At 67.5% G+C, this 15,695-nt stretch carries 12 protein-coding genes; 2 read left to right on the top strand and 10 right to left on the bottom strand.

What is annotated here, in order from left to right; all coding sequences use genetic code 11:
* Positions 1 to 3: 3 nt before the first annotated feature.
* Together creC and creD are read left to right on the top strand one after the other, a co-directional pair.
* Positions 4 to 1,443 carry a two-component system sensor histidine kinase CreC gene (creC, locus tag ACYVGE_RS13755; protein WP_460730702.1) on the top strand — a complete coding sequence of 480 codons (1,440 nt, stop codon included), beginning with the start codon at positions 4 to 6 and terminating at the stop codon, positions 1,441 to 1,443.
* Positions 1,444 to 1,538: 95 nt separating this feature from the next.
* Positions 1,539 to 2,933, top strand: a complete 1,395-nt coding sequence (creD, locus tag ACYVGE_RS13750) for a cell envelope integrity protein CreD (RefSeq protein ID WP_460730701.1) — start codon at positions 1,539 to 1,541, stop codon at positions 2,931 to 2,933.
* Positions 2,934 to 2,996: 63 nt separating this feature from the next.
* On the opposite strand, the gene ACYVGE_RS13745 is transcribed toward creD, so the two are convergent.
* From ACYVGE_RS13745 to ACYVGE_RS13700, 10 genes are all read right to left on the bottom strand, one after another.
* Positions 2,997 to 3,545, bottom strand: a complete 549-nt coding sequence (locus tag ACYVGE_RS13745; protein ID WP_460730700.1) for a phosphatase PAP2 family protein — start codon at positions 3,543 to 3,545, stop codon at positions 2,997 to 2,999.
* Positions 3,542 to 4,723 carry a glycosyltransferase family 4 protein gene (locus ACYVGE_RS13740; RefSeq protein WP_460730699.1) on the bottom strand — a complete coding sequence of 394 codons (1,182 nt, stop codon included), beginning with the start codon at positions 4,721 to 4,723 and terminating at the stop codon, positions 3,542 to 3,544. The genes ACYVGE_RS13745 and ACYVGE_RS13740 overlap by 4 nt, the downstream gene beginning before the upstream one ends.
* A 92-nt stretch (positions 4,724 to 4,815) precedes the next feature.
* Positions 4,816 to 6,717, bottom strand: coding sequence for a 1-deoxy-D-xylulose-5-phosphate synthase (gene dxs, locus ACYVGE_RS13735; protein WP_460730698.1), 1,902 nt, complete (start codon positions 6,715 to 6,717; stop codon positions 4,816 to 4,818).
* A gap of 182 nt (positions 6,718 to 6,899) precedes the next feature.
* The gene (locus ACYVGE_RS13730; protein WP_460730697.1) at positions 6,900 to 8,015 is read right to left on the bottom strand and encodes a hypothetical protein; all 1,116 of its coding nucleotides are present in this window, start codon (positions 8,013 to 8,015) and stop codon (positions 6,900 to 6,902) included.
* Between the two features lie 160 nt (positions 8,016 to 8,175).
* The gene (locus ACYVGE_RS13725; RefSeq protein ID WP_460730878.1) at positions 8,176 to 8,814 is read right to left on the bottom strand and encodes an HNH endonuclease; all 639 of its coding nucleotides are present in this window, start codon (positions 8,812 to 8,814) and stop codon (positions 8,176 to 8,178) included.
* 165 nt (positions 8,815 to 8,979) lie between these two features.
* A complete protein-coding gene (locus tag ACYVGE_RS13720) occupies positions 8,980 to 10,770 on the bottom strand; it encodes an acyl-CoA dehydrogenase C-terminal domain-containing protein (protein ID WP_460730696.1) in 1,791 nt (596 codons plus the stop codon).
* Positions 10,771 to 10,950: 180 nt separating this feature from the next.
* Positions 10,951 to 13,602: a LuxR C-terminal-related transcriptional regulator gene (locus tag ACYVGE_RS13715; RefSeq protein ID WP_460730695.1), complete on the bottom strand. Its 2,652-nt coding sequence runs from the start codon at positions 13,600 to 13,602 to the stop codon at positions 10,951 to 10,953.
* 264 nt (positions 13,603 to 13,866) lie between these two features.
* Positions 13,867 to 14,346: an LEA type 2 family protein gene (locus tag ACYVGE_RS13710; RefSeq protein ID WP_460730694.1), complete on the bottom strand. Its 480-nt coding sequence runs from the start codon at positions 14,344 to 14,346 to the stop codon at positions 13,867 to 13,869.
* Between the two features lie 86 nt (positions 14,347 to 14,432).
* Complete coding sequence (locus tag ACYVGE_RS13705; protein WP_460730693.1) at positions 14,433 to 15,116, bottom strand: type 1 glutamine amidotransferase domain-containing protein; 684 nt, start codon at positions 15,114 to 15,116, stop codon at positions 14,433 to 14,435.
* A gap of 85 nt (positions 15,117 to 15,201) precedes the next feature.
* Positions 15,202 to 15,645: a MerR family transcriptional regulator gene (locus tag ACYVGE_RS13700; RefSeq protein WP_460730692.1), complete on the bottom strand. Its 444-nt coding sequence runs from the start codon at positions 15,643 to 15,645 to the stop codon at positions 15,202 to 15,204.
* Positions 15,646 to 15,695 lie beyond the last annotated feature (50 nt).

Raw genomic sequence — 15,695 nt, 5'->3', positions numbered from 1 at the left:
GACATGAAAATCGGCCTGCGCATCTTCCTGGGTTACTTCCTGATCGTCGCGCTGGCGGCGTTCCTGCTGATGCGCGTGTTCGTGGCCGAAGTGAAGCCTGGCGTGCGCCAGGCCATGGAGGACACGCTGGTCGACACCGCCAACGTGCTGGCGGAACTGGCCACGGCCGATTTCCTCGACGGCCACATCAACGATGGCGAGTTCGCCCGGCGGGTGCGTGCCCTGCGCGAGCGCAGGGTCGACGCGGAGATCTGGGGCCGGCGCAAGCACGGCACGAGCTACCGCGTCTACGTGACCGATGCGCGCGGCATCGTCGTGTTCGATAGCGACGGACGCGATCTCGGCAAGGACTATTCGCGCTGGAACGACGTGTACCTCACCCTGCGCGGCGGCTACGGTGCGCGTTCGACGCCGAGCGACCCGAAGGATGAAACCTCCTCGGTGATGCACGTGGCCGCGCCGCTGCACGATGCCAGCGGTCGCATCGTGGGCGTGCTGACCGTGGGCAAGCCCAACCGCGCCATCGCACCGGTGATCGCGCGCAGCCAGGCGGTGGTGTTGCGCTGGGGTCTTGCGCTGCTGGGAGCGGCGCTGCTGATCGGCCTGGTCGCGGCATGGTGGCTGTCGCGACAGCTCGGTGGCCTGCGCCGCTACGCGCATGCGGTCACCGCCGGCGAGCGCGCGACGCTGCCCAGGGCCGCGGGCGAGTTCGATGAGCTCGGCCGTGCCCTGGAAACCATGCGCGATCGCCTCGAAGGCAAGCAGTACGTCGAGCAGTACGTGCACACGCTGACCCACGAGATGAAAAGCCCCCTCGCGGCCATCCGCGGCAGCGCCGAGCTGCTGGAGGAATCCGGCGAGCACGCCATGGCGGAGGCCGACCGCACGCGCTTCGCCACCAGCATCCGCCTGCAGAGCGATCGGCTGGCGCAGATGATCGACAAGCTGCTCGCCCTCGCCGGCGTGGAGCACCGGCAACGGCTGGAGAGCCCGGAGGCGCTCGACGTGCCCACGCTGGTCCGCTCGGCGGCCGAGCAGTGCGCGATGCGGCTGGCGCGCAGCCACCTCGTGCTCGACCTGGACATACCGCACGACCTGCCGCCCTTGCGCGGCGACGCCTTCCTGCTGCGCCAGGCGCTGGTCAACCTGGTCGAAAACGCCGCGGATTTTTCGCCGGAAGGCGGCCACATCACGTTGCGCGCCCGCAGCGATGCCGCCGCGATCCGCTTCGACGTCATCGACGAAGGACCGGGCATTCCCGATTACGCGATGCCGCGCGTGTTCGAGCGTTTCTATTCGCTGGCACGCCCGCAGGGCGGCAGCCGCAGCAGCGGCCTCGGGCTGTGTTTCGTCGCCGAGGTCGCCACGCTGCATGGCGGACAGGCCATGCTCGCCAACCGCGACCCCAAAGGGGCGCAGGCAAGCCTGTCGATCCCGCTGTAGCCGCGGCGCGACTTCACTCCCGCTTCACCCTTCCTCCATCGTCCGCGCACCGGCGCCGCCGAACCTGTGGCCATCGCCCGAGGCAGGAGGAAGCCATGCGTCTGTTATTGAAACTGATGTTCGTGTTCGGCATGACCGTCGCGATCATGATCCCGTTGATGCTCATCCGCGGCACGATCAGCGAGCGCCAGTACTACCGCACCCAGGCCATCGCGAACATCGCGCGGAGTTCCGCCGGGGCGCAGGCGTTTTCCGGACCGGTACTGGTGGTGCCCTACGTCGAGACCGTCGAAGTCGAGGAGAAGAACGACAAGGGCGAGGTCATCCGCAAGGTGAAGCGCGACGGGGCTTCGGGTCGCTGGACCTTCTTCCCGGATCGCCTGGACGTGCAGGGCAGGCTGATCCCCAACACGCGCCGGCTCGGCCTGCACGAGGTCCGCGTGTACGAACTGCAGGCGCTGGCCGTGGCCGGATTCAACGTGCGCATTCCCGCGGACGAGAATCCGGAGCTGCCGCGCAGGATCGGTCGGCCCTGGTTGAGTTACGGCATCGCCGATGTGCGCGGCCTGGCGGGGACGCCGCAGCTGCGTGTGGACGGTCGCGACGTGGCGCTCGTGGAAGGCTTCGGCAGCCGCGAAGGTGGCGGCGTGCATGTGCGCCTGGCCGTGCCCGCGGCAGGCACCCCGCTGCAGTTCGACACGCGCCTGGACATCAAGCTGGCAGGCACCGAATCGTTGGCGCTGGTGCCGCTGGCGCGCAGCAATGTGTTCAAGATCGACTCGGCGTGGCCGCACCCGCGCTTCGGCGGCGACTTCCTGCCGCGCCAGCCCAGCGTCAGCAGCAAGGGCTTCACCGCGCAGTGGGAAGTCTCGTCGTTGGCATCGAGCGCGCAGGCGCAATTCCTGGCCGGCAAGACGTTGCCTTCCATGGAAACCGGCCGTAGCGACACGCGCGGAGAAGGCGATGGTGCTCCGGCGTTCGATACCAGTGGCATCGACGCGGTGGGCGTCGCGCTGGTCGATCCGGTCAACGTCTATTCGCAGGCGGACCGGGCGAGCAAATACGGGTTGCTGTTCGTGGTGCTGACCTTCGTCGGCTTCTTCATGTTCGAGCTGATCAAGCAGCTGCCGATCCACCCCGTGCAATACGGACTCGTGGGCCTGTCGCTGGCGATCTTCTTCCTGCTGCTGGTGAGCCTGAGCGAACACATCCCGTTCCCCTGGGCCTACCTGGCCGCCAGCGCCGCCTGCATAGGATTGCTCGGCTTCTACCTCAGTGCGGTGCTGCGCAGCGTCGGCCGCGGCCTGGGTTTCGCGGCGATGCTGGCGATGCTGTACGCCGCGCTCTACGGGCTGCTGGTGTCGGAAGACAACGCGCTGGTCCTGGGCTCGGGCCTGCTGTTCGTCATCCTCGCCGCGATCATGGTGATCACGCGCAAGGTGGACTGGTATGAGCTCAGCAGGGGCCGGCCGCTGGCGGCTTCGATCTGATCTGGCCGGATCACACTCCGAATCAACGAGAGGGCGCGGCGAGAAGCCGCGCCCTCATCGTGTCTAGGCAAACAGTGACACGCCCGGGACCAGCCATAGCGACAGGCTGGCCAGCGCCACGCCGATGGCGGTTGCCGCCAGCACGTCGCTCGGATAGTGCAGGCCCAGCACCACGCGCGATGCCGCCACGCTGGCGGTGAACGGAATCAGCACCCACGCCAGCACCGGATAGTGGGCGAGGGCGACCACGGTGAACGCCACCGCGTGCAGCGTGTGCCCGGAGGGAAATGAAAACTCGTCCAGCGGGGCCACCCATGCGCGGATGCGCGCATCACTGGCAAATGGACGCGGGCGTCGCGTCCAGCGCTTGAGCAGCTTGTACAGCGTCAATGCGATCAGGCCGGTAGCAGCCAGGTGTGCGGATGCCGCCAACCCCCGCAGGCCATCGGCGACGATCAGCGCGCTCATCAGCAGGTACCAGAACATGCCGTCGCCGAGGCGGCTGATCGCGGCGAAATAAGCGCGCGAGCCGTTTGGTTCGCCCAGCCGGTTGGCGCGCAGGCACCAGCCCGATTCGTTGGCGAGGAAACGCTTGGGCAAGGTCGTCTTCATGCGATCTCCCGGTCGGGTTGCGGATCGGCTTGGAAGGACTCCGTGCCGGCGCGCGTGTCGACGAGCGCCTGCAGCAACGCGTCGAAATCGGCGGCGACTTGTTCGGGACGCAGGCCGAGCATGGCTTCGCGGCAGGCGCGGCTCATCGCCGCGTGCAGCACCGGCTGGGTCGCGATACGCACCACCGCGCGGATGAAGCCCTCGTCGTCGCCGTCGGCGATCGCGGCACCGTGCACTTCGTCGCGCATGTGCTCGCGCGCCGCGCCGTAGTCGAAGGCGATCGGTGGAACGCCGCTGGCCATCGCTTCGAGAGTCACGTTGCCGAAGGTTTCGCTGTGGCTGGGGAAGATGAAGAAATCGCCGCTGGCGAAATGCCGCGCCAGCATCTCGTCGCGCTGGATGCCGCAGAAGATGAAGTCGGGATTCTCCTGCTGCAGCTTGGCGCGGGCCGGGCCATCGCCTACCCAGACGAAGCGCGCGTCCGGACGCTGTTTCTGCAGGGCGCGAAACGAACGCACGGCCAGATCGAGGTTCTTCTCCGCCGCGATGCGGCCGACGTAGATGGCGACGAGTCCGTCTTCGCCCACGCCCCATTGCGCACGCAATGCGTTGTCGCGCCGCGCGGGGTCGAACTGCGTCGTATCCACCGCGCGCGGCAGCAGGACCACGTCGTTGAAGCCGTTGCTCTGCAGGAACTGCTGCAACTCGCGCGTCGGCACCAGGGTCGCATCGGCGCCGTTGTGGAAGCGGCGCATCCAGCGCAGTGCGGTCTGCGCCAGGAACGCCGCACCGTAATCGCGCATGTATTCGTCGAAGCGGGTGTGGAAACCGGTCGAGGCCGGAATGCCCAGGCGCCGCGCCGCGCGCAATGCCGACCAACCCAACGGGCCTTCCGTGGCCACGTAGATGGCATCCGGCCGCGATAGCTTCCATTGCGCGATCAGCTTGCGTGTCGAGGGCAACCCGAACCGCAGGCCCGGATAGCGTGGCAGTGGCGCACCCCGGACGATGAACTCGTGCTCGGCCGCCGGTGTGTCGGCGCTTTCGGTTGCCTGGCGCGGACGCACCAGGGTGACCTCATGTCCGCGTCCTCGCAGGCCCTGTTCGAGGCCCTGCACGGTGAGCGCGACGCCGTTGATTTCCGGCGGGTAGGTCTCGGTGACGATGGCGTAACGCATGCGCAACTCCCGGTTTTGGGGAGGTTGCGCGGGGCGCGTGTAACGGCCGTTTCAGGCGTGTGACCGCGCCATGACGCGGTCGTCGGTCGGCGTCAGACCGCGGCGCGTGCCTGCGTGCTGGTCAGTTGCGGCCAACGCTTCAGCACGGACGCGCGGATGCCGTCGGCATCCAGGCCCGCTTCGGCCAGCAGCTGCTCGCGGCTGGCGTGGTGCTGGAATTCATCGGGCAGGCCCAGGTGCAGTACGGGCAGGGTGATGCCTTCTGCCGCAAGCAGCTCGGCGACGCCCGAACCCGCACCACCGGCGACGACGTTGTCTTCGAGCGTCACGAAGCCGTCATGGGTCCGCGCCAGCTGCAGCACGAGCTCACGGTCCAGCGGCTTCACGAAGCGCATGTTGGCGACGGTGAGGTCGAGTTCCTCGCCGACCTTTTCCGCGGCGGGAACGATCGCACCGAAGGCGAGCAGCGCCAGGCGCGAACCGCGGCGCCGCACCTCGCCCTTGCCGATCGGCAGGGTATCCAGCGTCGGCTGGATCACGGCGCCAGGACCGGTGCCGCGCGGATAGCGCACGGCGGCCGGGCCTACGTGGCGGTGTCCGGTGGTGAGCATCCGCCGGCATTCGTTCTCGTCGCTCGGCGCCATCACCACCATGTTCGGTACGCAGCGCAGATAGGAGAGATCGAGGTTGCCTGCGTGCGTCGCACCATCCGGGCCGACCACGCCGCCGCGGTCGATGGCGAACAGCACGTCGAGGTTCTGGATGGCGACGTCGTGCACCAGCTGGTCGTAGCCGCGCTGCAGGAAGGTGGAATAGATCGCGACCACCGGCTTGGCCCCTTCGCAGGCCATGCCGGCGGCGAGCGTCACCGCGTGCTGTTCGGCGATGGCGACGTCGAAGTAGCGCTCCGGATATTCCTTGCTGAAACGCACCAGCCCCGAGCCTTCGCGCATGGCGGGCGTGATGCCCATCAGCTGCGGATCGGCGGCCGCCATGTCGCACAGCCACTCGCCGAAGACATCGGTGTAGGTCGGCTTCTTCGCGCCCGGCTTGGCGACCAGGCCCTTGCTCGGATCGAACGGGCCGACGGCGTGGTAGCCGATCTGGTCGCCTTCGGCGAGCTCGTAGCCCTTGCCCTTGGTGGTGATGATGTGGAGCAGCTGCGGGCCCTTGAGGGTCCTGAGCGTCTTCATCGCGGCGAGCAGCGCGTTGATGTCGTGGCCGTCGATGGGCCCGGTGTAGTGGAAGCCCATCTCCTCGAACAGCGTGGACGGCACGAACATGCCCTTCCAGTGTTCTTCCCAGCGCTTGACGAACTTGGCCGCGGGCTTGTGCTTGTCGCCGAGCAGCTTCTTGCCGCCCTCGCGGATGGCGTTGAGGGTGCGGCTGCCGGTGAGGCGGCCGAGCATCTTGGTCAGGCCGCCGACGTTCTCGGAGATCGACATCTGGTTGTCGTTGAGGACGACCAGCAGGTTCGGTTCCGGTTCCATGCCGCCGGCATGCATCAGCGCCTCGAAGGCCATGCCGGCGGTCATCGCGCCGTCGCCGATCACCGCCACGACCTTGCGATCGTCACCGGCGCGCTGGAGCGCGGTTGCCATGCCAAGCGCGGCGGAGATCGAAGTCGAGGAGTGCCCGACGCCGAAGGTGTCGTATTCGGATTCCTCGCGCTTCGGGAACGGCGCGACGCCGTCCTTCTGCTTGACCGTGTGGATGGTGTCGCGGCGGCCGGTGAGGATCTTGTGCGGGTAGCACTGGTGGCCGACGTCCCAGACCAGGCGATCGACCGGCGTGTCGTAGAGGAAGTGCAGGGCGACGGTGAGTTCGATCACGCCGAGGCCGGCGCCGAAGTGACCGCCGACCATCGCGACCTGTTCGATCAGGTAGGCGCGCAGTTCATCGGCCACGGCGCGCAGTTCCTCTTCCGGGAACTGGCGCAGGTCGGCGGGAACCTGGATGCGGGAAAGATGGGGATAGCGCTGCGGATCGATCATGCGGGGGACGCAGGGGCTCAACGGCACGACAAGTCGGTCATTGTCCCGCCGGGTCCGTATGGGGGCAAGCAATCCGATGTTGCGTCGTCACCTCGGGTGCAGCCAGCACGCGTGGCCAGCGGGCCGCGACAGGCCAAAAAAAGGGCGGCCAGGGGCCGCCCTCTTCAAACCGTCCCTTGCAATCAGCGTCCGCGCAGGCGTCCGAACAGGCCGCCCGACTTCTGCGACTCGGGCTCGGGCTCGGGATCGCGGTACGGCTCGGCGTAGCCCGTGGCGAGGTTCGCGTTGACGAAGTCGGCGACTTCCGCGGCCGGCACGCCGCAGGCGGCGCTGACTTCGTCCAGCGTGGCCGGGCCCTTCATCATCGCGGTGGCGATGCGGAAGTGCTTGGGGAACTCGCGTTCGGTCTGGGGCCATTTCAGCAGGCGATAGCGCGCGCCGGGATCGAAACCGGGCATCAGCTGGCCCTTGCCGGCCTGCAGCGCGCAGAACCAGAGCAGGCGGGAAAGGGGCTGGGCTTGGCCGTGCATGGTGCTTTCGCTGTTCCAGGCGGCGGCATCCACCGCGGTGAAATCGCCGGCCTGCAGGATCGATTCGGCGTGCGACACCAGCGGCTTGAGCGTCGCCGGGCCGAAGTACTCGTGCTTGTCGAGGTCCAGCAGTACGCCAGTGCCGCCCCGCTGCAGGCGGACGCGGCCATTCAGCTGACCCGGTGCCAGCCAGTCGATCAGGGTGCGATCGCGCGGCGGGGCGGCCGGGGCGGGGGCCGGAGCGGGCGTCGCGGGCGCGGTCGCGCTGGGTGCAGGCGGCACTGCGCTCGGGGCCTCGACGGGTCGTGCGGGCGGAGCGGCCGGCGTCTCCAGGGTCGCGCTGACGGCCGCGGAAGGACGCTGGTCCGGCGCTGCCGCTTCCTCGCTGACCGGCTTGGCCAGTTCTTCCGGCAACTGGTGTTGCGGTGCCGGGGCCGGGGTGATCCCGTGCGGCGCCGCGCCGTCGCTGGGGGCGATCTGCTGCAGCAGCTGTGCCACGGCTTCGGCGTCGAAGGGCTTGCCCAGGCGGAAGTCGGTCTGCGAACGCGCCGCCGAGGTCAACCCGATCACGACCTTGCCCGCACCGTGCAGCCGCAGCCAGCTCATCGGCCCGTACATGCTGTCCATGTCGACGACGACGTGGGTCGCGTCCTGTTCGGACACCAGCGGCCATCGGCCGCCCAGGCGCATGCTTGCTTCGGCGAAGGCGGACTTCAGGGCGGTTTCGGTGTTGGCGTCCATGCCGGTAAGGCCGAAAGTCGGGAGCATGACCAGTCCGTTTTGATTGAATGTGACAAGACGTTGAGTGTTGCGCGGCGGCATGGGGCCGGTCAACGCGCGGGAAACGTCAGCTTGTGACGCGCCCGGGTCAGGTGCGACCGCGATCACGTGAGCTCGAGCGTAGGATCCCGCCGGGGCGGGTGGACGGTTACTGCACCGCGAGTTGAGGGCGCGTGCGCTTGGGCAGCTGCGCCTTCAGGAACGCCATCTGGTCGGCGAGGATGTTGCGGTTGCTGAGGATCAGGTGCTCGACCCAGCTCGGCCGGTACGGCACCGCCAGCAACGGCATTCCCGCCTGTTGCGGCGTGCGGTTGCCCTTGCGCGAATTGCAGTGGAAGCAGGCCGCGACGACGTTTTCCCACACGTCGCGTCCGCCCTTGGATACGGGCAGCACGTGGTCGCGGGTAAGGTGCGGCCGGCTGAAGTCGTGGCCGCAGTAGAGGCACAGATAGGCGTCGCGCGCGAACAGGGCGGCGTTGGTCAATGCCGGCGTCGGATCGAGTGCGTGCGCGCGCGCATGTCCGCGCGCGGCGACGATCGGATGCAGTTCGAGCAGGCTCTGCATGCCTGTCATGCGGCAGGTGCCGCCGTGCACCTGCAGGCAGGGATCACCGAGGGTCCATGCCACCGCGCCGCGCGCATACAGGCAGGCGGCGTCCTGCCAGCTCATCCAGTCGAGTACGCGGCCGTGCGCATCCAGAGAAAGCAAACGGACCGCATTGAGGCGGTCCGTGGAGGGTCTGGCTGAAAATTCAGGCGTCGAGTGGAGGACCGGGTCACGCTGCAGTATCTCAGCGTGATCTCCGGTGCGGACCAGCCTCAGGTTGGCTCTGTCGGTCTCCATCGGGACACCAGCTTATACGCCATTGTTTACTTTTTGTGTACTCGCAGCCACAAATCCATCCGCGGGCCGCCTTATCGGCGCTCTTATCGGTGTCCTTATCGGTATTCCTCAAGCATCAAAGGCCGCTTCATCCAGCGCGGTGAGCGTGCTTGCAGCGCTGCCCACTGCCGCTGCATGGGCCAGCGTGCGCGGCAGGATGCGGGCGAAGTAGAAGCGCGCCGTTTCCAACTTGGCCTGCTTGAAGGCATCCGAATGCCGTGATGCGGCCGCTGCGGCGGCACTGCGCGCCCACCAGTAGGCAAGAACGACATAACCCGAATACATCAGGTAGTCGTAGGACGCGGCCCCGACTTCCTCGGGGTTGGCCTTCGCGCGCTGTCCGACCTGCAGCGTGAGTTGCTGCCACTGCGCGGCCTTCTCGCGCAGCGGGCCGATGAATTCGGCGACGCCTTCATTGCCGGACTGCGCATCGCAGAACTGCGTGATCATGCCGAGGAAGATCTTCAGGCCTGCGCCCTGCAGCTGCATGACTTTGCGGCCGAGCAGGTCCAGCGCCTGGATGCCGGTGGTGCCTTCGTACAGGGTGGTGATGCGGGCATCGCGCGCGAGCTGTTCCATGCCGTGCTCGGCGATGTAGCCATGGCCGCCAAAGCATTGCAGCGCCTGGTAGGTGCATTCGATGCCCCACTCGGTCAGGCAGGCTTTCACGATCGGGGTGAGGAATCCGACCAGCGCATCGGCCTGCTCGCGTTCCTCCTGCGTCGGCGCGCGTTCGGAAACATCGACCTGCAGTCCGGCGTGGTAACTCATTGCGCGGCCGCCTTCGACCAGCGCCTTGCAGGTGAGCAGCATGCGACGCACGTCGGGCTGGACGATGATCGGATCGGCCGGCTTGTCCGGGAACTTCACGCCGGACAGCGAACGGCCCTGCAAGCGCTCGCGCGAATAGCGCAGCGCGTTCTGCCAGGCGCGGTCCGACAGTCCCAGGCCCTGCACCCCGACGCCGAGGCGCGCCGTGTTCATCATGGTGAACATCGCCATCAGGCCCTTGTTCGGCTGGCCGATCAGGTAGCCCTGCGCACCATCGAAATTCAGCACGCATGTCGCCGAACCGTGGATGCCCATCTTGTGTTCGATGCTGCCGCAACGCACCGCGTTGGCGTCGCCCTGCGTGCCATCGCGCGCGACCTTGAACTTGGGCACGATGAAGAGCGAGATGCCCTTGCTGCCGGCGGGCGCATCGGGAAGTTTCGCCAGGACCAGGTGCACGATGTTGTCCGTCATGTCGTGCTCGCCGGCGGTGATGAAGATCTTGGTGCCGGTGATGGAATGAGTGCCGTCCCCGTTCGGGGTGGCGCGGGTCTTGAGCAGGCCCAGGTCGGTGCCGCAGTGCGGTTCGGTAAGGCACATCGTGCCGGTCCACGTGCCGTCGACCAGCGGCTTGAGGAAGACCTCGCGCTGCCAGTCCTCGCCATGGTGGAGCAGGGCATCGGTGGCGCCGTGCGACAGCAGCGGGAAATTGCCCCACGCGAGGTTCGCCGCGTCGATCATTTCCTTCAGCGGCACGCCCGCGGTGTAGGGCAGGCCCTGGCCGCCGAATTCCACCGGCGATACCAACCCGGTCCAGCCCCCTTCGACGAACTGCGCGTAGGCCTGCTTGAACCCCGGCGGCGTGGTGACCGCGCCGGTGGCCTTGTCGAACTTGCAGCCGATGCGGTCGCCCGTTTCGTTGAGCGGTGCGAGCACGGTTTCGGTGAAGCGAGCAGCCTCGTCGAACACGGCGTCGAGCACGTCGCGGGTCGCGTCGGTCTGGCCGAGGCGCGCGAACTCCTGCTCCGCGCCAAGCACGTCGTACAGCACGAATCGCATGTCGTTGAGTGGCGCTTTATAGGTGCTCATGAGGGGGCCGTGATTCGCGTGGGTGGAATGGGGAGTCGGGCGGGGCGCGCGCGTCGCGCGCAGGGCAACCGGAGTCTGCGCCACAAGGATAGAGCCTGGACTCGGCGCCATCGATGCGGATCCTGTCGGGTCGCCTGCCTACACTAACGCAGCGCCTCGTGGGCCGCAGGCATTCGCGCGCTAGACGATCCCGAGCAGCCGGGCGCGGTCCACGGCGTGCTTGCGGGTGCCGGCCGACAGTTTCAGGAACAGGTTCTTGAGGTGCCACTTCACGGTCTCGCCGCTCACGTCCAGGGTGCGCGCGATCTGCTTGTTGCTCATGCCGTTCTGCAGCAGCTGCAGGATTTCCCACTCCTTGGACGTGAGCAGGGCGTTCCGCACGGGAGCCTGGCGCGGCGCACGTGCCGTTGCAGGCGGAGTTTTCGGTTCGGAGTGCGCGACCAGCCGCAGCGCCGCGCGCGACCCCGATGCGCGCAGCTCGTCCACCATGTCCACGGCGGTGGCCGGCGCGTTGGCCAGCAGGCGCGTGTTGCCGGACAGCTGCGCCAGGCTCAGCGCCTCGGCCATCAGCGGCAGCGCGTGGTCGGCATCGCGCTGGTGGGCGACGACCGCGCGCAGCATCTTCGTGGTCTGCATGTCGTGGCCGCGATGCTGCTCGCGCGCCAGCGCATCGGCCAGGGCCAGTTGCGTCCCGGCTGCGTCGGAATCGTAGCGGACGATCGCCGCGTGGGCCTTGGCGATGGCGACCACCAGTCGGTATTGCGGCTGGAACCAGCGCAGCGGCGGCTCGAGGAATACCGGTTCCATCGCGACCAGCGCATCCACCAGGCTCGCGATGGTCTCGATGTGTCCGCGCAGGGCATGGATGCGCACCTGCTCGGCCAGTGCATGCACGCGCAGGCGCGGCAAGTGGCCTCGCTCGGCCAGCGCGCACAGGTCGTCGAGCACGCCCAGCGCGCGCCGTTCGTCGCCTTGGCTGAGCGCAATGCGGGCGAGGCTGCGGTATGCGCACAACAACGTGTCCGGGAAGCCGTTGCGCTCGAGCACGTCGATACGGTTGGCCAGCAATGCCTGCGCCGCCTCGTTCTGGTCGCTGTGCACCAGCGCTTCGGCCAGCACCGCGGCGAGCAGGCTAGCGCGCATGCTGCGCCGGCCATCCTCGCGTTCGGCACGGGACAGCGCGGGTCGCAGCACGGCTTCGGCCTGGTAGGCATCGCCGTCCCAGAGGTGGCTCAGGCCGAGCAGCATGCGTCCGATTCCAGCAGCCAGCCGCAGCGAGCCGGTGTCGCCGTGCCCGGTGGCCTCGGCGATGCATTCGCGTGCCTGCACAGTCTCGCCCGAATGCAGCGCAAGCAGTGCCCGCACATTGAGCCTGGTCACCGTGTACAGCGGGGAAATCGTGGCCTCGCGCGGTGGCCAGCGCGGCAGCAGCGGCGGGATCTTGTCGAGCTGGTCGGCGTAGGCGGCCGAGCCTGCGGCGATGCGTAGCGCCTTCACCATTGTCAGAGTCCCCGTCGTCGGGTCGTCGAGAACCGTGCAGGCGAAGCGTTGCGCCTCGGCATTCCGATAGCTGAAGGCCATGATGGAGGCAGCCACCAGCCGCAAATTGGGATCGCCGGCGAACAGCTCCCGGGGCAGCCGCTCCAGCCACTCGCGCGCCTCCGCCAGTTGTCCCCGGGTGCTGAGCGACCACAACGACTTCGCCGCCCACGCCTCGGCGTCGGCGACGTGGCCTGCCGCCAGCGCATGGTTCGCGGCCTCGTGGTAGCGCTCCGCGGCGGCGAACCAGCGCGCCGCACGCGCATGCAGGGCATCCCGCTCTTCACTGGGCAGCTGCTCGAAGCGGCCCAGCAGGAAATCGCGCGCCATCGGATGCAGGCGCACGTAGTCGTGCTGCTCGCCGACCATCACCATCGGCGTCTCGCGCGCCAGCCATTCCAGGTGGGCTCCGGCCTGCGGATCCTGGGTGACGGCTTCGCACAGGGCAACGCTGAGTGGATCGAGGATCGCGACCCGCTCCAGGAACTGCGCCATCCCGGAAGGCATGCGCGAGAGCAGCGTTTCGACGAAATACTCCTGCGTCCTCCCGCGTCGCGCCGACAGGTCGTGCACGGCGGCGGCCAGGTCCGGTTCCGGCTCGATCGCGGCGATCGCGAGTTGCAGGCCGATGGGCCAGCCCTCGGTGGCCTCGTGCAGGCGGGCGCGATCGTCGGCGCCCAGGCGCGGTCCGAACCGCCGTTCGAGTATCTCCATCGACTCTTCGAGGCGCAGCCGCAGGTCCTCGGCTCCCAACGCCGCGTAATGGCCCTTGGCCGCCAGCTCCGCAACCTGCAACGGCAGCTGCCGGCGGGTACCAATCACGACATGCAGGTTCGCCGGCGCGTTCATCAGCAGGTACTGGAGCACGGTGCGCACGGCTGCTTCGGGGAGGCGCTCGCCGTCGTCGATCATGAGCACGGTCTGCGTGCCGCGCATCGCGACGTCCGAAAGCAGGTTCGTCAATGCCTCCACGCCGGGCACGACCGTGCACTGTGCGGCGGGATCGACGGGGCGCCCGCTGGCAGTGCGCAGCGAGTACAGCAGCGCCATGGTGAAACGCTCGGGCTCATCCTGGTCGTCGGCGTCGAGCCAGGCGACCAGCGCGCCGTTCTCCATCCAGCGGCGGCGCCATTGCAGCAGCACCGTGGTCTTGCCGAAGCCCGCAGGCGCGACGATCACGATCGCGGCGCGGTCATGGACCTGGTCCCATGCGCGCTGCAGGTGCCGGCGCTCCAGCGCCTCGCGCGGCAAGCGCGGCGGCATGGCCTTCAGAGTGAATTCGGACTCGGTCATCGTAGTACCGAAGAACGAAACTGCACGGGCGTCGCGGCCGGGTGTGCAGATTACACCTGGGTGGCACGCCTGGTGGCGCACGCCCGCCGCAGGGCCACATCGATGCTCGCCTGTGGCGTGGTCTGCGTCGCCCCGGCGCTGTTTCGGCAACCCTGCTTCAGCTGGCTTCCATCACCGTTGCGCCACTTCGCCGTGCAACGAATGTGGTTACTGGTTCCGCTGCGCCACCCATGCTGGGGACGCGGCGAGCCGCGTTATTGTCTTCTAGCGCAGCACGCCCGGCAGGCCCGGTGCGGGACTGAGCTGGCTGCTGTGCTTGACCTCGAAGCTGCGCTGATGGGCTTCATCCGGGGTTGCGGCGACGGTGCCGATGAGCGTGTAGGAAATGCTGCGCCCGGCGGCGAGGGCGTCGGCCACGGCAAGCTTGCCGGCGGCCTGCGGAGCGAGGACGGTGGTAACGACGTCGGCGGATTCCGGGCCGATCGACATCGACGGCTGTGCCGTCACGCGGCCCGCGTCGTTGCCGCCAACGTTGAGCGCGAGGTCGACGGAGTCGAACTGCATCGGGATGCTGCTGTAATTCTCGATCCGCAGTTCCACCGCCCAGCGGCCGTCAGCGCGCACCGTGAGTTGCTGGATCTGTGCGGAAGGCTCGGAGACGCGGCGGACCATGCCGTGGGAACAGGCGCCCAGCAGCAGCGCCGCCATGACTGCAAACCCGCTAGTCCAAACTCCTGCCTTCATGCCGCTGCTCCGCCTGTTGGATGCGGCGAGCATAACCGCGGCGCGCCACGTAAGGGGCACCTTGAGTTGCTTTCGATCCAAAGCGGTCACAGGAGATCGACCACCCGCTTCGCCGTTACCTTTGCCGATGCCGGATTCTGGCCGGTCACCAAGCGGCCATCGACGACAGCGTTCGGGACGAACGGCAGGAATGCCTTCTCGTATCTTGCGCCGCGCTGTTTCATCTCTTCTTCGGCGTTGTATGGCATGTCCCTCGCCACGCCGGCGAGGACTTCCTCACGCCAGGAGAAGCCCGTGACCCTGCGTCCCGCGACGAGTAGCGAGCCATCGGACAGCTTCGTGTTCAGCAGGCCGCAATAGCCGTGGCACACCGCGGATACGACCCCGCCGTGTTCGTATATTCCACGCGTGATTCGCTGGAGCCCGGCGTTGTCCGGGAAGTCCCACATTACCGCGTGTCCGCCAGTGAAATAGATCACGTCGAAGTCTGCCGGATCGATCTCGTCGGGGCGGGCAGTGTTCTCCAGCAGGACCATCCGCTCCTTGTCCGCCAGCCAGGCTTTAGCGGAAGCGTCCAGCAGCGGCCACTTGAGCGCACGAGGCTCCAAGGGCGAGGTGCCGCCTTTCGGGCTCATGATGCGTTGCTCGTAGCCCTTCTCTTCGAAGAAGTCGTAGGCGTGCGTCAATTCCGACAACCACAGGCCGGTCGGATGGGACGGGTCGTCGTAGTGGGCGACGTTGCTGACGACATGGAGGATGCGTCGAGTCATCTGCGGTAGCTCTCCGTAGTGGGTATCAACGGCTCGATACGCTAGGCTTCAACTGCAGTTGAAGGTCAAGCCGGTGAAAGCCGCATCAGCGATCACGCCCCACTTTTCGGCGCGATGCCACCACGCCCTTGTCGCGCAGCCGATCCAGCACGCGTATCCGGTTGTCCGCGCAGTTGATGGCGTCCGGTCGGGTTTCGATGCTGTCGATGGCCATCAGCAGTTGCGCCTTGTTCTGCTTCAGGCGCACCTGTAACGCCTCGATTTCCATGACCTTGGCTTTGAGCGCCACCAGCAATTCATCGTGATCCCAACTGCCATTGCTGAGCGGCAGAAGGTGGCGGATCTGCTCCAGCGAGAAGCCGGCGCGTTGGGCGCTGTCGATGATCTGCAGTACCGAGGCCGTCTCAGGCGGGTAATCGCGGTAACCGTTGGCCTGGCGTGCCACCGTATGGAGCAGGCCAGCGCTCTCGTAGAAGCGGATTCGCGAGGCCGCAAGACCCGTCTGCTTCGCTAGTTCACCGATCTTCATGGTGCCCGCCCGGGATGCTTGACCTTAAAGCTTACTTTAAACATACAGTG

Source organism: Lysobacter rhizosphaerae, from assembly GCF_054779795.1.
The sequence above is the reverse complement of the archived record's forward strand: the minus strand, read 5'-3'. Positions and strand labels throughout refer to the sequence as shown.